This window comes from Desulfosporosinus youngiae DSM 17734, from assembly GCF_000244895.1.
In the GTDB taxonomy this organism is placed as follows: Bacteria; Bacillota; Desulfitobacteriia; order Desulfitobacteriales; family Desulfitobacteriaceae; genus Desulfosporosinus; species Desulfosporosinus youngiae.
In genome coordinates, this window is record NZ_CM001441.1 from 1 (window position 1) to 19,559 (window position 19,559).

General features: G+C 40.8%; 17 protein-coding genes and 4 tRNA genes. 17 read left to right on the forward strand and 4 right to left on the reverse strand.

Translation table 11 applies throughout. The annotated features are described in order from the left end of the window. Positions 1-18 precede the first annotated feature (18 nt). On the reverse strand, positions 19-153 hold the full coding sequence (rpmH, locus tag DESYODRAFT_RS26850) for a 50S ribosomal protein L34 (RefSeq protein ID WP_007777819.1): 135 nt from the start codon (positions 151-153) through the stop codon (positions 19-21). A gap of 360 nt (positions 154-513) precedes the next feature. Between rpmH and dnaA the strand changes: the two genes are divergently transcribed. The 17 genes from dnaA (at position 514) to DESYODRAFT_RS00100 (ending at position 16,445) form a co-directional block, all read left to right on the forward strand. After that, complete coding sequence (dnaA, locus tag DESYODRAFT_RS00020) at positions 514-1,875, forward strand: chromosomal replication initiator protein DnaA (protein ID WP_007777822.1); 1,362 nt, start codon at positions 514-516, stop codon at positions 1,873-1,875. Positions 1,876-2,110: 235 nt separating this feature from the next. After that, the gene (gene dnaN / locus DESYODRAFT_RS00025; protein ID WP_007777826.1) at positions 2,111-3,214 is read left to right on the forward strand and encodes a DNA polymerase III subunit beta; all 1,104 of its coding nucleotides are present in this window, start codon (positions 2,111-2,113) and stop codon (positions 3,212-3,214) included. A gap of 8 nt (positions 3,215-3,222) precedes the next feature. Beyond that, on the forward strand, positions 3,223-4,317 hold the full coding sequence (gene recF, locus DESYODRAFT_RS00030) for a DNA replication/repair protein RecF (protein WP_007777829.1): 1,095 nt from the start codon (positions 3,223-3,225) through the stop codon (positions 4,315-4,317). After that, positions 4,318-4,578, forward strand: coding sequence for an extracellular matrix regulator RemB (gene remB / locus DESYODRAFT_RS00035; protein WP_007777830.1), 261 nt, complete (start codon positions 4,318-4,320; stop codon positions 4,576-4,578). A gap of 296 nt (positions 4,579-4,874) precedes the next feature. Then, complete coding sequence (gene gyrB / locus DESYODRAFT_RS00040) at positions 4,875-6,809, forward strand: DNA topoisomerase (ATP-hydrolyzing) subunit B (protein ID WP_007777832.1); 1,935 nt, start codon at positions 4,875-4,877, stop codon at positions 6,807-6,809. 14 nt (positions 6,810-6,823) lie between these two features. Further along, positions 6,824-9,304: a DNA gyrase subunit A gene (gene gyrA, locus DESYODRAFT_RS00045; RefSeq protein ID WP_007777834.1), complete on the forward strand. Its 2,481-nt coding sequence runs from the start codon at positions 6,824-6,826 to the stop codon at positions 9,302-9,304. 91 nt (positions 9,305-9,395) lie between these two features. Next, on the forward strand, positions 9,396-10,280 hold the full coding sequence (pdxS, locus tag DESYODRAFT_RS00050; protein ID WP_007777837.1) for a pyridoxal 5'-phosphate synthase lyase subunit PdxS: 885 nt from the start codon (positions 9,396-9,398) through the stop codon (positions 10,278-10,280). 2 nt (positions 10,281-10,282) lie between these two features. After that, entirely contained in the window at positions 10,283-10,861 is a 579-nt protein-coding gene (gene pdxT, locus DESYODRAFT_RS00055; protein ID WP_007777840.1) for a pyridoxal 5'-phosphate synthase glutaminase subunit PdxT, read from the forward strand. 41 nt (positions 10,862-10,902) lie between these two features. Continuing rightward, positions 10,903-12,168, forward strand: coding sequence for a serine--tRNA ligase (gene serS, locus DESYODRAFT_RS00060; RefSeq protein ID WP_007777842.1), 1,266 nt, complete (start codon positions 10,903-10,905; stop codon positions 12,166-12,168). A gap of 117 nt (positions 12,169-12,285) precedes the next feature. Beyond that, positions 12,286-12,375 (forward strand) — tRNA-Ser (locus DESYODRAFT_RS00065). 21 nt (positions 12,376-12,396) lie between these two features. Then, positions 12,397-12,473, forward strand: a tRNA-Arg gene (locus tag DESYODRAFT_RS00070). Positions 12,474-12,562: 89 nt separating this feature from the next. Then, positions 12,563-12,640 (forward strand) — tRNA-Arg (locus DESYODRAFT_RS00075). A 14-nt stretch (positions 12,641-12,654) separates the two neighbouring features. Further along, a complete protein-coding gene (gene tadA, locus DESYODRAFT_RS00080) occupies positions 12,655-13,107 on the forward strand; it encodes a tRNA adenosine(34) deaminase TadA (RefSeq protein WP_007777845.1) in 453 nt (150 codons plus the stop codon). Positions 13,108-13,121: 14 nt separating this feature from the next. Further along, positions 13,122-13,212, forward strand: a tRNA-Ser gene (locus DESYODRAFT_RS00085). 181 nt (positions 13,213-13,393) lie between these two features. Continuing rightward, positions 13,394-14,317, forward strand: coding sequence for a Fic family protein (locus tag DESYODRAFT_RS00090; RefSeq protein WP_007777848.1), 924 nt, complete (start codon positions 13,394-13,396; stop codon positions 14,315-14,317). 327 nt (positions 14,318-14,644) lie between these two features. Then, on the forward strand, positions 14,645-15,190 hold the full coding sequence (locus tag DESYODRAFT_RS00095; protein WP_007777850.1) for a P-loop NTPase family protein: 546 nt from the start codon (positions 14,645-14,647) through the stop codon (positions 15,188-15,190). A gap of 202 nt (positions 15,191-15,392) precedes the next feature. Then, positions 15,393-16,445 (forward strand): DUF3102 domain-containing protein, encoded by a 1,053-nt coding sequence (locus DESYODRAFT_RS00100; protein WP_007777852.1) that lies wholly within the window; start codon positions 15,393-15,395, stop codon positions 16,443-16,445. A 51-nt stretch (positions 16,446-16,496) separates the two neighbouring features. Here the strand turns inward: DESYODRAFT_RS00100 and DESYODRAFT_RS00105 are convergent, their stop codons facing one another. The 3 genes from DESYODRAFT_RS00105 to DESYODRAFT_RS26450 form a co-directional block, all read right to left on the reverse strand. Continuing rightward, positions 16,497-17,690 carry an EAL and HDOD domain-containing protein gene (locus tag DESYODRAFT_RS00105; protein WP_007777855.1) on the reverse strand — a complete coding sequence of 398 codons (1,194 nt, stop codon included), beginning with the start codon at positions 17,688-17,690 and terminating at the stop codon, positions 16,497-16,499. A gap of 58 nt (positions 17,691-17,748) precedes the next feature. After that, on the reverse strand, positions 17,749-17,973 hold the full coding sequence (locus tag DESYODRAFT_RS00110; protein ID WP_007777859.1) for a hypothetical protein: 225 nt from the start codon (positions 17,971-17,973) through the stop codon (positions 17,749-17,751). A 145-nt stretch (positions 17,974-18,118) separates the two neighbouring features. Beyond that, positions 18,119-19,519: a sensor domain-containing protein gene (locus tag DESYODRAFT_RS26450; RefSeq protein ID WP_007777865.1), complete on the reverse strand. Its 1,401-nt coding sequence runs from the start codon at positions 19,517-19,519 to the stop codon at positions 18,119-18,121. Positions 19,520-19,559: the final 40 nt, after the last annotated feature.

Genomic DNA, 19,559 nt, shown 5'->3' on the forward strand with positions numbered 1-19,559 from the left:
GGCCACATAATTGCGGCCTTAAACTGATAACTTCTTCCGACCCTTTAAACGACGGCGCTTTATAACATTTCGCCCCGTTGGCGTACTCATCCGACTTAAAAAACCGTGAACACGCTTATGACGCCGATTCTTCGGTTGGTAGGTTCTCTTCAATTTAACGACACCTCCTTTATTTCAAACGAAAAGACATTCAATATCAATCAACAACATTACTTAGAGATTATACTCTAACGAATTTTGATCTGTCAAGCAAAGGACTTTGACATAGTGTGGATAACTCTTCCGCCAAAAAGTTATCCACGTGTGAATAATTTTCTAAACCGACTATATTCCTGTTGATAACCCCAAGAAAACTTGATATTATAATTTTACAGTACCCGACGACGCAACAATTCGTGTTTTCTTTTATTCACAACACGTAATTTGTTTAAGTTATCCACAAATGTGTATAAGTTTGTGTATAACTTTTTTATTGTCATTATTTTTTCATTTTTAGACAAGGGAGGTCCGTCAATGCCACCACAGCCGAACTCACTCCATTTATTGTGGCAGGAAACGCTGGGAAAACTAAAAAGTGAACTTTCTAAGCCAAGCTTTGAAACTTGGTTGAGTTCTACGCGACTTCTTAGTATTGATGGAGATACACTTGTCATTAGCGTTCCCAATGAATTTGCTAAGGATTGGTTGGAAAGTCGTTATGCACCTATGATTCGTTCCTCTGTTCAATCTGTTTTAGGCCATTCGGTCAGTCTTCGTTTTATTTTACCCCCTGCGAGTGGTACTTATGGTGAGGATATCATTCAATCTGAGCTTATTCCTCCTTCAATACCTAAGCAAATTGAACCTATTTCAAATTTCCTGAATAACAAATATACCTTCGATACCTTTGTCATAGGTAATAGTAATCGTTTCGCACACGCAGCTTCATTGGCTGTAGCAGAATCCCCTGCTAAATCTTACAATCCTCTTTTTATTTATGGCGGGGTTGGTTTAGGAAAAACTCATCTCATGCATGCTATAGGTCATCATGTCCTGCAAAGGTCGCCCAATACTAAAGTTATTTATGTTTCCAGCGAGAAGTTTACCAACGAATTAATTGATTCAATCCGGGATGAGAACCCCGAAGAATTCCGCAATCATTACCGAAATGTTGATATTCTTCTGATCGATGATATTCAATTTTTAGCTGGCAAAGAGCGGACTCAGGAAGAGTTTTTCCATACATTTAATGCACTTCATGAAGCTAATAAACAAATCATTATTTCTTCAGACCGCCCACCAAAAGAAATTCCAACCTTAGAAGACCGTTTACGTTCCCGTTTTGAATGGGGTTTAATCACTGATATTCAAGCACCTGATTTTGAAACCAGAATAGCCATTCTGCGCAAAAAGGCGAAAATGGAAAATCTGCAAGTTCCTAATGAAGTGATGGTTTATATTGCTGACAAAATCCGTTCCAATATACGTGAACTTGAAGGAGCACTTATCCGGGTCATGGCCTTTGCCTCACTTAGTTCAATCCCTATAACCGCTGAAGTTGCCGTAGAAGCATTAAAAGATATTATTCCTGTTAATACTACTAAACAGATAACCATTGATATAATCCAAGAATCTGTCGCAAGATTTTTTAACTTATCCCCTAATGATTTTAAAGCTAAAAAAAGAACCCGCGCCGTAGCATTCCCAAGACAAATTGCTATGTACCTTTCCCGCCAGCTTACTGATTTCTCTTTACCTAAAATCGGAGAAGAATTTGGTGGCAGAGATCATACTACGGTTATGCATGCACACGATAAAATCACACAGGCTTTGATTAACGATCCATTACTAGAGAAAAAAGTCAATGAAATCATTCAAAAGATTCAATCGGATTAGAAGTATTTAATGTTAATAACTTGTTGATAAAAGCTTAAAAAAATTTGTATGTGGACACGTGGATAATATCATCCGTTTGTCCACAACTTTTTCAACATCTCTTTTATCAGCAGTTTAGTTATGTCTATAGACTTATGCACATATTGACAAGCAATACTACTACAACTACTATCTATTATCTTATTAATGATAATCCCAGTTTAGAACAAGGAGATCAAAGGAAGGGAAGCTTATTATGAAAATCTTTTGCTCAAAAGATGCACTGCTTTCTGGTGTAAATGCTGTTCAAAGGGCCGTATCTAACAAAAATCCATTACCTGTACTTCAAGGAATTTTAATTCAGGCTGAAAACCAGTCTTTACAATTTGCGGCTACTGATCTTGAAATAGGAATCCGTTGTGACGTTCCGGCTCAAGTTACTGAAGAGGGAACAATGATTGTTCCTGCTAAACTTTTTACGGAAGTTGTTCGTAAATTACCCGATACGACCATTTCATTAGAAGAACGGGATCAGGCAATTACAATTTGTTATCACCAGTCAAAAATTGTCCTAAACGGCTATGACCCTGAAGAATTCCCCTTGCTTCCGGATCTTATAGAACCTTTATCATTTTCCTTGCCCACAATGATCTTCAAAAATATGATCAGACAGACTATCTTCTCTTGTGCTGCTGAAGAAAACAGACCAGTTTTTAATGGCATACTTTTGCAGATTGAGAACTCAACGATTCGCTTAGTAGCTACGGATACACATCGATTAGCTTATATTATTTCAGAAATAACAAATTCCGAAGAAACCAAATTCAGTGGAATTATTCCTTCTAAAACTCTATCAGAAATCTATCGCTTACTAAGAGACGAAGATGAAGACTTAATGATCAGTTATAGTAATAATCAAGTAGTGTTTCAATTTGGGTCTATATATTTAGTTTCACGGCTAATTGAAGGCCAATTTCCCAACTATAAACAAGTAATTCCTCAAACATGTGAAACAAAAGTATATTTAGCTGTAAGAGAATTTCTTGACGCTGTAGAAAGAGCTTCCTTGTTGTCCCGTGATAAGAGCAGTGCTAATATTGTAAGGATAAATGTCGAAAATAATGAGTTGAGAATTGATCAAACAACTGAGTTAGGCAAAATATCTGAGCAGATTAGCGTAGAAATGGAAGGTAAAGATGTAAGAATCGCTTTTAATGCTAAATTCCTGATTGACGCTTTAAAAGTTATAGATAGTGAACGCATTTTATTTGAATTATCCGGACCATTTAGCCCAGGAGTAATGCGTCCTTCAGATAATCCAAATTATATTTATCTTGTGCTGCCTGTAAGAACGTCCTAACTGAAACTATGATGATAAATAATATTAGCCTGCAAAATTTTCGTAATTATGTAGACGAATCTATCCAATTTATGCCTGGGACAAATATATTAATAGGAGATAATGGCCAGGGGAAAACAAATATTATTGAAGGCATCTATTATCTTTTAACAGGTAAATCTTACAGAGTTCACCGAGAACAAGAACTCTTGCGTTGGGAGCAAAATGAGTTTCATCTTTATGGAGAATTTATCCTGAATAAAAACAAAGTATATTTAGAAAGTCATTATAAAAACAGGAAAAAAATGGTTAGAATCAATCAAGTATCATGTCAGCGCTTGTCAGATTTTGTAGGTACGATTAACGTAATCTTCTTTTCTCCGGATGACCTTGTTATGATTAAAGGAGGGCCTTCGGAAAGAAGAAGATTTTTAGACTTACATATTGCCCAAATGCGTCCGGGACATGTAAGCCTTCTTAATGCTTATAATAAAGTGATTCAACAGAAAGGTGCTTTACTAAAGTCATATACAGAAAAACACTTTAAATACTCTCAGATACAACTTTGGAATGAACAAATTATTGAGTTAGGCAAAAAAATTATTTTGAACAGAGCAGACTTGACACAACGTTTACAGGATGCAGCGAACCCTATTTATAAAAGCCTGACATCAAACAAAGAAAAATTACAGGTTCATTATAATGCTTTAGGCAAGAAAACTGCGGCTGAGGCTATCTCCGAATTTTCAAAATTGATGGATGAAAAGCTGGAACAAGAAATAGACCGGCAACTAATTCTTGTCGGACCCCATCGTGATGATCTTCAAATCCTTCTTGATGGTAAGCCGGGACGACTTTATGCATCACAAGGGCAGCAGCGTTCCTTAGTCCTAAGTTTAAAACTAGCGGAGTTAGAACTGATACAACAAGAAAAAGGGGAATATCCCCTTCTTTTACTCGATGATGTGTTGTCTGAATTGGATCGTTTTAGGAGAGACTACTTAATAAGGTTTATTGAATCTTCCCGAATACAAACTCTCATCACTATGACAAGTGCAGATAATCACCTGGACTCAGGAACCCTTTACAGTGTTAAACAAGGCCATATAAGGAGGGAAACTTAATTGTATATCCATCTTGGCGGAGATGTCTTAATAAAAAAGGATAACATCGTTGCCATAATCGATTTAGAGATGGCAAAGGTAGGGCAAATAAACCAAATATTTTTAGATAACATGAAAAAGCATTATAAAAATATCCGTTATATATCTGAAAAAGGAAGAGAAAAGACGTTGATTGTGACAACTAATGATTTGTTTTTTTCTCCGATTTCTTCGGTAACTTTATATAAACGTTCATTTATAGGAATTGGAAATGATACCTAAGTCTTGAGATGAATTTGTTATAAATTGATCCGTTTAAAGATTTAGTGTACAATAATAAGGTTGAAGGTATTTTTTGGTACAAGTCATAATGTATAAATAACACTAATCAGGATGAAGGATTTCTTATTTGAGTCATGCTGATTAATGACCAACGTTTAAATGTAACTATGGTAATTGCCAGTCAAATTCGGCCATCATGGTGTCTTGTTATCATGATACTTTTCTAAACTCGGACATCTCTGTTCGAGTTATGGCCATCTCTTGGCTTTAACCAAGTTCTATAGGAGGAAACAGCTTTGCAAGAAAACAAAGAGCAACTAGTTCAAGAAACATGTGATCATTATAATGCTGAGCAAATCGAAGTGCTTGAAGGTTTAGAGGCTGTCCGTAAGCGTCCTGGTATGTATATTGGTACTACGGGTCTGCGTGGTCTGCATCACCTGGTTTATGAAATTGTTGATAACAGTATTGATGAGGCTTTAGCAGGTTTTTGTGATAAAATTGATGTTTTTATTCATGAAGACAATAGCATAACCGTAGTAGATAACGGACGCGGGATTCCTGTAGATATACATCCTAAAACAGGTAAACCTGCAGTGGAAGTTGCTTTGACAGTATTACATGCCGGAGGAAAATTCGGCGGGAGTGAAAGTGCCTACAAAGTATCCGGTGGGCTTCATGGAGTAGGGCTGAGTGTTGTCAATGCTTTATCCGAGTGGTTGGTTGTTGAAGTTTCTAAGGGCGGGCATGTTTATCGTCAGGAATATGCCAAAGGTAAACCAACCACTGAGTTGATAAAGATTAGGACAAACGAAACCAGTGGAACAAAGATTAAATTTATGCCTGATTCAGAAATATTCGAAGATACTGTTTACGATTTTAATATTTTAGCCCATCGACTGAGGGAATTATCATTTTTAAATAAAAGTATTACTATTAATTTAGCAGATGAACGTTCAAACGTTAAAGAAACGTTTTTACATTCAGGCGGTATTCAGGATTTTGTTATATACCTTAATAAAAGTAAAGATTGTTTACATCCCCTGCCAATTTATATTGAAACAACTAAAGATAATGTTCAGGTTGAAGTTTGTATTCAATATAATGATAGTTATGCTGAAAATTTATTTTCCTATGCCAATAATATTAATACCCAAGAAGGGGGAACCCATGAGGCAGGTTTTAAGTCAGCTTTAACCAGGGTAGTCAATGATTATGCCCGTAAGAATAATATGCTTAAAGCAACAGATTCCAATCTCTCCGGAGATGATATTAGAGAAGGGTTAACAGCCGTAATTTCTGTCAAAGTTCCTGATCCTCAGTTTGAGGGACAGACAAAGACCAAGCTGGGTAATAGTGAAATAAGAGGTATTGTCGATTCTGCAACCGGAGAAGGTTTAACTATTTTCCTCGAAGAAAATCCGGCAATTGCCCGGAAGTTTATTGATAAATCCGTTCAGGCAGCCCGTGCCAGAGATGCTGCCCGTAAAGCGAGAGAGTTGACCCGCCGTAAAAGCGCTTTAGAGGGAACCTCCCTTCCCGGGAAACTGGCGGATTGTTCTTGGAAAGAACCGGATTTATGTGAAATGTATATAGTTGAGGGAGACAGCGCCGGTGGTTCTGCAAAACAGGGACGGGATCGACGGTTTCAGGCAATCCTTCCTTTACGTGGAAAAATTCTAAACGTAGAAAAAGCAAGACTCGATAAAATATTAGGGAACGCGGAAATTCGGGCAATGATTACTGCGATGGGAACGGGTATATCGGATGATTTTGATATTGCCAAAGCACGTTACCATAAACTAATCATTATGACAGACGCAGACGTAGATGGTGCTCATATCCGGACACTATTGCTGACCTTCTTTTATCGTTATATGAGGCCGCTTATCGAAAATAATTATGTTTATATTGCCCAGCCCCCTCTTTTTAAAATTAAAAAGGGACGGGATATTCAATATGTTTACTCCGATGTTGAACTAACAAACACCCTCGAAAAAATAGGTCGGGATAAAGTAGAAATTCAACGTTACAAAGGTTTAGGAGAAATGAATCCTGATCAATTATGGGAAACCACGATGGATCCTGCAAACCGAACAATTTTAAGAGTGACTATGGAAGATGCCATGAGGACTGAAGAAATGTTTTCTGTTCTTATGGGCGATAAGGTTGAACCTCGTCGGGATTTTATTAATCGCTATGCAAAAGATGTTCGTAATCTAGATGCTTAAAGGAGTGCTCATTCATGGCAGATGAACTAACGGGGGGGAAAGTCCTTCCTATCGAAATTGCGGAAGAAATGCGAAAATCATTTATCGATTATTCGATGAGTGTTATCGTTAGCCGTGCTTTGCCTGATGTCAGAGACGGGCTCAAACCGGTGCATCGCAGAATACTATATACTCTTCATGAGTTGGGTCTGACTCCTAACAAACCATATAGTAAGTCCGCACGTCTTGTTGGGGATTGCATGGGGAAATTTCACCCCCATGGGGATTCTTCGATTTATGATGCGGTTGTGCGTCTGGCGCAGGATTTTGCCAGCCGCTATCCACTGGTTGACGGCCATGGAAACTTTGGTTCAATTGATGGAGACTCTGCCGCGGCTATGCGTTACACTGAGTTGCGTATGGCCAAATTGGCGACCTATATGCTGGCCGATATCGATAAAGATACTGTGGATTTTGACCTCAACTATGATGAGAAACAAGAAGAACCTACCGTATTGCCCTCTAAATTTCCAAATTTGCTTGTGAACGGTTCATCTGGAATTGCCGTTGGCATGGCCACGAATATTCCGCCTCATAACTTATCGGAAGTTATCGAAGCTACAATTGCTTTGATGACCAATCCTGAGTTATCAATTGATGAGCTGATGAACTATGTAAAAGGTCCGGATTTTCCGACAGGCGGAACGATCATGGGACACGAAGGAATTATATCTGCTTATAAAACCGGCAGAGGTTCGATAAAAATACGATCCAAAACTCAGATTGAACCCATGGAGAAGTCTGGTAAAAACCGTATTATCGTCACAGAAATTCCTTTTATGGTCAATAAAGCTCGTATGATAGAAAAAATAGCCGACCTTGTCCGTGACAAGAAACTTGATGGAATTACCGACCTAAGGGACGAATCTGACCGATCAGGAATGCGTATAGTCATCGAGTTAAGACGTGATGTAAATCCAAAGATTATTTTAAATCAGCTTTATAAACATACCCAGTTAGAAGATACCTTTGGCGTAAATATGCTGGCTTTAGTCAATGGCCAGCCGAGAACCCTCACCCTTAAGGATATGATTCATTATTTTATTGAACATCAAAAGGATGTTATTGTCCGAAGAACTAAATTTGAACTCAATAAAGCGGAAGCTGAAGCCCATATTATCGAGGGACTAAGGATTGCGCTGGATCATATTGATGAAGTTATCGAGACGATTCGTTCTTCAAAGGATGAATCCACGGCCAGGGAAAACCTCATAAGCCGGTTTGGCTTAAGTGAAAAACAGGCCCAAGCTATTGTTGATATGAGGTTAAAGCGCCTGACCGGCTTAGAACGGGAAAAACTGGAAAATCAATATCAGGAATTAATGAATACGATTGCTTATCTGAAATCAGTTCTGGCTTCGGAAGCTATGGTTATTGGGATTGTTAAGACCGAACTGGAAGAGATTAATCGCAAATTTGGAGATGCCCGTAGGACAATGGTCACGATCGATGTCAGTAGAATGGACGTTGAAGATCTTATTGCCGTAGAGGATGTCGTTGTTACTGTAACACATTATGGATATATTAAGCGATTGCCTCTAAATACCTATAAGAGCCAGAATCGGGGAGGCAAAGGGGTTCATGGGATGGCTACCAAAGAACAAGACTTTGTAGAACATCTCTTTACTACGACAACCCATCACTACATTCTTTTCTTCACATCACAGGGAAAAGTGTATCGATTAAAAGCCTATGAAATTCCCGAAGCCAGTCGTACAGGTAAGGGAACTGCTGTCATAAACCTTTTAAATTTAGGTGAGCACGAAATGATTACGGCAGTCATGGCAATTAAAGATTATAGTCCTGATTTCTTCCTTATAACCGCTACTAAAAGAGGAATTATGAAGAAGACAGCATTGCAGGAATATGATTCATCCCGAAAAGATGGTTTAATTGCTCTGACCCTGGATGAAGGAGATGAGCTTATCGGTGTGAAGCTAACCCAAGGGTTAGATGATATTCTTCTGGCAACAAAACATGGAATAGCTATTCGTTTTCCGGAGTCTGATGTGCGTTATATGGGACGCACAGCTCGTGGAGTGAAAGGAATAAAGCTTGAAGAAAATGATGTTGTTGTCGGTATGGACGTCATTGGTAATGAAGGAGAACTCTTAACAATGAGTGAAAACGGATTTGCCAAGCGCACAGATTTAAAGGAATTCCGTGTTCAAGGACGTGGCGGCAGAGGGGTCATTGTCATGAAATTGAATGCCAAAACGGGAACCTTAGTTGGAATTAAAGTTGTACAAGTTGAAGATGAGTTGATGGTGATAACGAATAATGGAATTATGCTTCGTATTCCCGTTTCGAGCATTTCAAATCAAGGACGTTCTGCACAAGGGGTTTTAGCTATGCGCACCAATGATAATAGCAGTGTTGTGGCAATTGCTAAGGTTCTGATGAGTGATGAAGAAATTATTGGAGAAGGTGATAATCCTGAGAATCTAGAAGAATAGTACTAAAATTGACAAATTTCGCGCAAGGTGTTACCATACTGGAATTAGAAAACATTACATCGAACTAACAAATTTTTAGGAGGAACTATTAATGACTGATATTGGCTCATTTAAAGTAAAATCAGGACTTGCCGAAATGTTAAAAGGCGGCGTTATTATGGATGTAACGACCCCTGAGCAGGCTATTATTGCAGAAGAGGCTGGAGCATGTGCAGTAATGGCTCTGGAGCGTGTTCCTTCTGATATACGTGCTGAAGGTGGAGTAGCGAGAATGGCTGATCCATCGATCATTCAGAATATAATGGCTGTGGTTTCTATTCCTGTTATGGCAAAAGCTCGTATAGGACATTTTGTTGAAGCAAGAATTTTAGAAGCTCTAGGTGCGGATTATATTGATGAATCTGAAGTATTGACACCTGCAGATGATGCTTATCATATTAATAAACATGACTTTAAAGTACCCTTTGTTTGCGGCTGCCGCAATCTGGGTGAAGCATTGCGCCGGATCGGAGAAGGGGCTGCTATGATCCGTACCAAAGGGGAACCTGGGACAGGTAATGTTGTTGAAGCGGTTCGGCATATGCGTACAGTAATGAGCGAGATTCGTGCTTTAACGTTAATGCCTAAAGAGGAACTTATGACAGCTGCCAAAGATATGGGTGCTCCTTATGATTTGGTTCTTTATGTGGCAGAGCATGGAAAACTGCCCGTTGTAAACTTCGCTGCAGGAGGTATTGCTACTCCGGCTGATGCAGCTTTGATGATGCAGCTAGGCGTAGATGGTATTTTTGTCGGTTCGGGAATCTTTAAATCAGGGGATCCCAAAGCACGGGCGAAGGCGATTGTTATGGCAACAACTCACTATAAAGATGCAAAATTACTTGCGGAAATTTCCAAAGATTTAGGACAACCTATGTCAGGAATTGAAATTTCGACATTGGCCGAATCCCAGCGTATGCAAGAACGGGGTTGGTAAGAATGAAAAAGCGTGTTGGCGTATTGGCACTGCAAGGTGCTTTTCGCGAGCACCGGCAGGTTCTGGAACAATTGGGTTGCGAAGTTGTAGAAGTGCGTAAAACAAGTGATCTTGATGGAATACAGGGTCTTATTATTCCGGGTGGGGAAAGTACAACCATTGGTAAACTCCTGAGAATAGATGAGATGGGTGAAAAAATTAAGGAGCTTGGCGCTAAGGATATGCCTATTTTCGGAACTTGCGCAGGTATGATATTACTTAGTAAAACTATTGTGAATAGTGAACAGTATTGTTTAAACCTTATGGATACAGTAGTAGAACGAAATGCATTCGGAAGACAGGTAGCAAGTTTTGAAACGGATCTTTCAGTACCTGCTTTAGGTCATAAACCCTTACGTGCCGTTTTTATCCGGGCACCATACCTTAGGGAAGTCGCGCCGAATGTGGGTATATTGGCAGAATATGATGGCAAAATTGTCTTTGTGAGACAAGGAAATTTATTGGCCAGTGCGTTTCATCCGGAACTTACTCCGGATCATAGAGTTCATCAGTATTTTTTGAACATGATCGATGAACATTAAGCAAAAACAGAACATGTTCTAGACATGGGAGGGTTTTTAGTATGTTGGATATCAAGTTTGTTCGTAATAATCCTCAAGTGATTAAGGAAGCATTAGAAAAGCGTCATGTTTCCATTAGCCTTGATCACTTCTTGAAACAAGAAGAAGAAAGGCGAAAACTTCTTTTTGAAGTTGAGACTTTAAAAGCCCGTCGTAATTCAGTTTCTGAGGAAGTTGGGCATCTCAAGAAAAAAGGAAAGGATGCCGAAAGTCTCGTTTTAGAAATGAGAGAAGTCGGTCAAGCCATTAAAAACTTAGAGGAAAAAACAGCTAACGTCGTACGAGAAATGGAAAAAGTACTTTATGAAATTCCAAACATACCTCACACTTCTGTGCCGGTAGGTTCAGACGAGAATGCCAATGTTCAAGTTCGCAGTTGGGGAACTCCCCGTGTTTTTGAGTTTGAGCCGAAAGCTCACTATGAGGTTGGCGAAAAACTGGATATTTTTGATTTTGTCAGAGCCGGTAAAGTAACCGGCACTCGTTTTACCTTTTATAAAGGGTTAGGTGCTAAGCTGGAACGGTCTCTTATTTCTTTTATGCTTGATCGTCACACAGCTAACGGATATACGGAAATTCTCCCTCCTTATATGGTTAATCGTGCCTCTATGATGGGAACAGGCCAACTGCCAAAATTTGAAGATGATGCCTTTAAGATTGTCGGAACAGACTATTTCTTAATTCCTACGGCAGAGGTTCCTGTAACGAATCTCTATCGTGAAGAAATATTAGATGGCAGTCGATTGCCGATTCATCATTGCGCATACAGTTCATGTTTTCGTTCGGAGGCCGGTTCAGCAGGAAGGGATACGCGGGGACTAATTCGCCAACACCAATTCAATAAAGTAGAACTGGTAAAGTTCTCGCTTCCTGAGAATTCCTATGAGGAACTTGAGTCACTGACAAGGGATGCCGAAAGCATTCTTCAGGAGCTGGAACTACCCTATAGGGTTATGGCATTATCGACGGGAGATCTCGGCTTTTCATCTGCTAAAACCTATGATCTGGAAGTATGGCTGCCCAGCTTTAATACATATAGGGAAATCTCTTCCTGCAGTAACTTTGAAGATTTCCAAGCACGTCGGGCAAACATTCGTTTTCGCAGAGGACCTAAGGGTAAACCGGAGTTTATTCATACATTGAATGGCAGCGGTTTAGCAATCGGACGCACAGTTGCGGCTATTATGGAAAATTACCAGGAAAAAGACGGTAGGGTACGTGTTCCTAAAGCATTGCTCCCATATATGGGCGTGGAATATATCGGATAAGCTCAGCTATGTGCCCGGTGTTTTATAGTTAATAAATAAAGAATGTTAAAAAATAGTAGGCAATAATAGTTGAATTTTCCGAGTGTATGTGTTATGCTTTTATTCGGTCATTTACTTGGAGGGGTGTTCGAGTGGTTTATGGACCCGGTCTTGAAAACCGGTGACTTCGCAAGGGGTCCGTGGGTTCGAATCCCACCCCCTCCGCCATAAGTGATAGGTAACCATTGTGCGCTTGTAGTTCAGCTGGATAGAGCGTCAGACTTCGAATCTGAATGTCGGGGGTTCGAATCCCTCCGAGCGCACCAATTAAAATATCACATTTAGCCACAGTAAATAAGTTTAAATTATACTTCAGATGCATATCTGAAGTAAGTTTCCTTATGAACGCTAATAAGGCCTCGTAGCTCAGTGGATAGAGCGGGGGTTTCCTAAACCCTGTCTTGCGGAGGTTCGACTCCTCCCGGGGTCACCAAAATTGAGGTAATTATGCTTCATCAAGATTGGATGCGAATGGCGCTTAGACAAGCTCAAATGGCCTTTGAACAAGGAGAAGTTCCAATTGGAGCAGTGATTGTTTACGATGGACGAATAATTGCTGAAGCGCATAATGAAAAAGAACAGAGGAACGATCCGACAGCACATGCTGAAATCTTAGTCATTCAAAAGGCTGCCGAAGTACTAGATTCCTGGCGATTAACGGATGCTGCTCTATACGTTACTTTAGAACCTTGCCCAATGTGTGCCGGAGCTATCATTCAGTCCCGTTTAAAGCAGCTTGTTTACGGGGCAGCGGATCTAAAGGGCGGAGCCACAGGTTCAGTCATGAATGTGCTGGACTACACGCTATGGAACCATCGGGTTGACATAGTTGCTGGAATATTAGAAGAAGAATGCTCTTCTATTTTAAAAAGGTTTTTTAGAGGATTGCGCGGTTTTTAAGCGTTATCATATACGGAGGAGTATCGAAGTGGTCATAACGAGAGCGACTCGAAATCGTTTGACGGTGTAAGCCGTCCGTGGGTTCGAATCCCACCTCCTCCGCCATACATAATATACTTAGGGTCTTCGCAATTAAAGCGAAGACCCTTTTTGTCTACTGATAGTTTAAATCAAAAAGGAACAATTGATCTCATTTTTTTATGAGAATGGCTTGTATATTATTCCGATATTATGTTATAATTAAATAATTGGAAAAACATGTAATTTTATTATGAGGTATAGCGGTATGGAATATATTAAAGTCAAAGAAGCCGCTGAAAAATGGGGGCTTACTGATCGGCGCGTGCGTATCTTGTGCGAACAGGAACGGATTAACGGCGTTATAAAAAAAGGCCGTTCCTATTTGATTCCTGCAGATACTGAAAAGCCCATAGACGGCAGAAAACTGCGGGGTAAAGCAGTGCCGGTACAGTACCGTTCGCTGTTTACGCGAATTGATTTAAAAAAAGAGAAACTTGATGCCTGCAGGCCTCTGACGCCGGGTGAGACGGCCCGTTTACGCGATGAATTTATGATTGAGTTTACTTATAACTCGAATGCAATTGAGGGTAATACCCTTACGCTCCAGGAGACAGCTTTGGTTTTAGAGGGCATTACCATTGACCAGAAACCACTGAAAGACCATTTGGAGGCTGTAGGGCATCGGGATGCTTTTGTATATGTGCAGCAGCTTGTAAGCAATAGAGTTCCTTTGGAAGAAAGGACTATAAAAGAAATACATTCTCTTGTACTGATAGACCGGCCTGAAGATAAGGGAGTGTATCGTCGTATTCCGGTTCGCATCATGGGGGCAGCCCATGAGCCACCGCAGCCTTATATTATTCCGAAGAAGATGGAGCAGTTGATTGAGGATTGTAACAAAAAAAGAGGAACAATGCATCCCCTGGAGAGAATCGCATGGTTCCATCTTGTTTTTGAAGGGATCCATCCTTTTATTGATGGCAATGGACGAACAGGCAGGCTGATTATGAATTTTGACTTGATGCAAAACGGCTATCTACCGGTTAATATTAAATTTACAGACCGAAAACGGTATTACGATGCGTTCGATGACTACTACCGGGATGGAGGCGTAGATTCAATGGTGATGATGATCAGCCAATATGTAGAGGAACGACTGGATCGCTACCTGGAAGTATTATATGAATAGTGGAAGTTAAAGTAATTTATTGCGGAGTATTAGGGCAGGGACTTATAAGATGTCATTCCTTCTAAAAAAGCATTTTGGCGGTTTCTTTTGGATACAGACAATTCCATGACCCGTCTTTATTGCCGCACTATTCCAATAACTTCGCTTGAATTCTTTTTATTTCCGATAAATCCGCAACACTCGAAATCGTTTGACGGTATAAGCCGTCCGTGGGTTCGAGTCCCACCTCCTCCGCCAAGGGGGTGTATTTTTTTCTTGATAAAGCGTGGTATAATAGATTAAGGCTATTACATTATATGTAAATACGAATCTATTGAGGAGACAAATGTGTATAGAAGTGTAATCCATATCTATGGTGCCTCAGGTTCGGGGACAACTACCTTAGGCAAATTTATATCAGAACAGCTGGGATATACTTTTATGGATACAGATGATTATTTCTGGCTTCCAACAAATCCAAAATACATAGAAAAAAGGGAAAAAGCAGAGCGGCTTAAAATGATGGAGAAAGATATCTTGGAATCAGATAAGGTCATTATTTCCGGTTCGCTTGTGGATTGGGGAGATGACTTGATTCCATATTTCACATTGGCAGTTCGGGTAATAACGGCTAGTAAGATTCGTATTAAGCGACTGAAAGAAAGAGAGCAGCAATGCTTTGGTTCACGCATAGAGTTTGGTGGAGATATGTACCAGAATCATTTGGAGTTTATTGAGTGGGCAGCAGCTTATGACACTGGAAATACTTCAATGAGAAGCAAAGCAAAACACGATGATTGGCAAAAGTTATTAAAGTGCAAGCAAATTATTGTAAACGGTGAAGATCATTTGACCTATAATTTGGCACTTATAAAAGATAGCCTTTTTCTATAAATCCAGATTAAGCTCAAAAATCTTTTTTCAACTGTTATCACATAATTGTCTAAAACCCGCTGTGTATGCGGATTTGTTTTTTTTAAGCAGGGATATTTCCTGCTTTTTCTTGTTTCTTCCGGAGTTCCCGCAAGCAAGTCCGCACCTTCCTAAACTTGGGTGCGTATTGTATAGAAAGCAACCAGGAAGGATTGATGCGCGAATGACTCCCACAGCGGAACGCACCCCGCGGATTATCGCGGATGAAATAAACACAATCAACCATCAGACTGGAAGGACTCTGCTGGCTAATGCCATTGAGATCGGAGGGCGCCTGAAGGAAGCCAAGGCCCTGGTCCGGCACGGGGAATGGGGCCAATGGCTGGCGAAGTCCGTCCGTTATTCTCAACGATCAGCCGGGCGGCTGATTCAGCTTTATGAAGCCTATGGCGCTTCCCCTGACCTTGAAGCCGATCCAAATTGGTCAGCGCTGTCTAATTTGACCTATACCAACGCCCTCATCCTTCTTGACGTCCCGGAAGCACTACGGGCGGACTTTATGGCTCACAACGATGTCGGGAACCTCTCTTCCCGCGAGCTTAAGCGGGCCGTGGGAGTTGCCGGGGCTGACGAAGACGAGGAGCACACCTCATCTTTGCAAAAACTCGATCAGGCCCTGAGGAAGATCGATGATCTGGAAAAGGCATTGAACACCATGGTCCTTAAAATCAGCGACCTTGCCGACCAGGTCCGGAGCCTGGAGCAGCGGGTGGAAGAGGCAACGTCAAAATTCCGGGCAGGACGGAGGAGATCCGTTGAGAAAGAGGCGAATTCGGATAAGAGCCTAAAAGAAGAAGCGCCGGCAGCCGCTCAAAGCCTCCAAACTGAGAGTATCTCTATACCCGCTGCAGGCGCTGAATCCCCTAAATCCCCCCAGACCTCCGAAACGGCATTCGCCAAAGCTCGCTCCGCCCGCACGCGCTCTTCTGCTCCCGTGCTCGTCGCCTCCGGTTTCACAGTTCCCGAATTTCCCAAGTTTACGGCCTCCGGATTTGAAAACCCTGATCCCGAATACTATACCCGGCAGGCCGAATCCCTGTTTGAATTTCACCGCAGCAATATTCACCGCTCCTTTGAACAGCTCACGTTGCTGCTGACCGTGCTGACCAGGAAGGATAAGGAGATGAAGGAAAGACTGCGCAAGCAGCTCAAATCCTTCCTGGAGAACATGACCAAGATTATAAGTCGGTGGCCTCCCGCCATTAAAATGACTTAAACATCTTTTAGCTTAATCATTTTACTCTATTATCAAATCACCTATCTAAACTTAATAATTTAACTTTTTTGCCCACTTTAATGTTTCTAAATATAGCTTCATAAACTCATTTTTCATCGGATATTGATCGGCAATTTTTTCCCAGTGTGCCTTTTCCCAATTCAGAACAAAATTTAGCAATCTTCGCTGCTCATTATCCTTACCCAATAAAGCGTTTTTAACATTTATAGATAAGGGTAGCCCTTTTAAAACCTGCTCTATCTGGCTGTTTAATAAAACTTCAATAGAAGAAAATATTCCTGTAAAATAGAACTCGGAATTCTCCCCATTAGGATACAGTTCGGAAGCAAGAAGTTCCATAAGCTTTCCTCTGATGAGCGATTGTTTAATCAGTTCGGCATTTTCAACATTCTGCATATCCTTCAGCATCATAAGTGAAATCCACTGGTACATTTCATTAATGCCTATATAGGACAAAGCGTGAGGAATCGATTTGATCTTACTTCTTGCGCCTATATAAACTGAATTGGCAAGCTTCAGAAGCTTATACGAAAGTCCCAGGTCTCTTTCAATAATAGTGGCGATAATCTCATAGCTTGGTTCGGGAGAGTTCAGCTCTTCAAGTATACTAAATAGGTTGGTGTTAAGCATTGCGACTTCTTTAGACCTGACAATAGACGGCTTGCTGAAAAAATACCCTTGAAACAGGTCATAGCCCATTTCGGACGCCTGTATATACTCTTCTCTAGTTTCAATTTTTTCCGCCAGGAATTTTACGTTTGTTCTGTATCTCTGGATAAGGCTGTTTTGATCATATCTGCTTACAGCCGGAAATTCTATCTTGATAATATCCGCCATCTCGATTAAAGGCAGATTGTCTTGATTGAATACAAAGTCGTCAAGAGCCAGCCTGTATCCCATCGCTTTAATCCTTTTGCAGGCATCTACCGTAGCCGGAGTTACTTTTTCCCGTTCGAGAACTTCCACAACAATGTTCTGCTTAGGCAGCAAAAAAGGGACATCGCTGTCAATGAGCTCTTTGGAGAAATTAATAAAGGCGTTGGCCCCATCCGTTAAGTCCTGAAGCCCCATGACAAGAAAAGCATTGTAAATCAATTCGGCTGTGGCCTGATCGTCATCAATGCCGGTGAAATAATTATTCCCGCTTTGCCTGTACAATAGTTCATACCCGTAAATATTCATACTCTTGTCGAAAATAGGCTGTCTGGCAATAAAAGCATCCATTTCCACACCACCTTGAAGTTTTCCTATCATGGACTGTCCCTATGAAGGCATTGGCAGCTCATCCCTTTTTCACCGAGGCAATTATAGTTTCGGCAATATCCAGCATATTAGGGTAAAGATTGGCAGGGACAAAACGTTCGCCCGCTTCGCAAATTACTTTATACCTTGCACAAAGGTGATGGTCCCCTTTACAATACTTTTTTTTATAGATTGACCCAATCCCATGGTCCATAGGCATCCTGTCATTATAAAAAGGACAACCTGGCAATTTCACACAATCCATAGCGATTAATCCTTTCTTTACTAATTTTTTGAGAGTAACAAATTCTATTTATAGTAATACTAATCCCTGCACCTGGTCCCATATTACGATGGCTCCATCGTAATAAAGCTTTTCCAGGGCGGGTTTATCTGATCTATAGCAAGTATTAAACCTGCGGCTGACAATAAACGGTCAGCTCTTTCCGTTCCTGAGTGCGGTATAAGCTGTTGGACCGTATCATGTTCTGCCGAACTTCATCCCTTATATTCTCAGTGTATAAGACATATCGGTTCTTACCTTTGGCCTTGGCTTTGTACATGGCGATATCGGCACTTTGGGTTAATGTTCCCGCGTTCTCACCGTCCGCCGGATAAATGGCGACACCTGCACTGCCCGTAATAAAGAATTCTTGTCCCGATAAATTAAAGGGGCTTTCGAACAATGCCATGATGCCTCCGGCGATTCTGGCAATGTCTTTAGCCTCCGGGATGTCATTAATCATAATCAGGAATTCATCACCGCCAAAACGGGCAACCGTATCCGTTTTTCGCAAACGCTGTACTAAACGCTGCGCCACTTCCTTAATCAGCATATCTCCGCCATTATGCCCCATAGTATCATTCACCGTCTTAAAACTGTCCAGGTCGATGAACATGACGCCGACAAACCTTCCGGACCGTTTGGCCAGATAAATAGCTTGGCTGAGCCTGTCCGCAAACAAGGTCCGGTTAGGAAGGCCGGTCAGATGGTCGTAATAAGCCAGAAATTCGATCTCTTTTTCAGCTTTGATTTTTATAAGACCGTCGGCCAGCAGATTAGCCAAGATTTTGAGCAGTTTAATATGGTCGGCAGACCATTTCCTAAACGACATGACCGTATCGACTCCGAGAAAACCCTGGACATTCTCGTTCCCCGCAATAGGAATTGAAACCAGGGATTTAACCTTTTGCCGGTTAAACTGTTCCTTTTCTGTGCCGGCCTCAGCGGGCAGTTGGCTTACATCCTCAATGCAAACCAATTTGTTGTTCTTTAACTGCTCTATCCACCAGGGAAACATGCTGAGGGGCACATCTTGGACTTTATCTATTTCTGGTTCTATTCCTTGATTACACCATTCGTGTGTATAGGTCATTGTATTATTTTCATGATTAAACAAGAACACATAGGTGTGGTCTACTTGAAAAAATTGGCCCATTGTGCTGAGAAGATGGTTGGCTTTCTCAGGAAAGTTTGCTTGGCTGACGCTCACAAAATCAAATGACAGTTCTGAGATCATTTTTTCCTGGTGGATCAAGCCATAACGCTTAATTGAATGATAAATCGCCAGGATTGGGATTAACGTAAATACTGCGGAAACTCTTATCCAGAATAAGCAGATCTCTGGATTTGAAGCAGAGTTAGCTATGGAAAATCCAAAAGACCATAGGCACAAAGAAATACAAACAGTCAGAAATGACTTGTTTAAGCTCGCTTTAGAATTCAAATGCATGATATATATTCCGAAAAACAGATAAACGGCAAATACAATAAAAAACAACAATGAAACTATTAATGGCCCATATTCCATGAAATACTCCTCCAAAGGATTTGAATCATTGATAAACTAA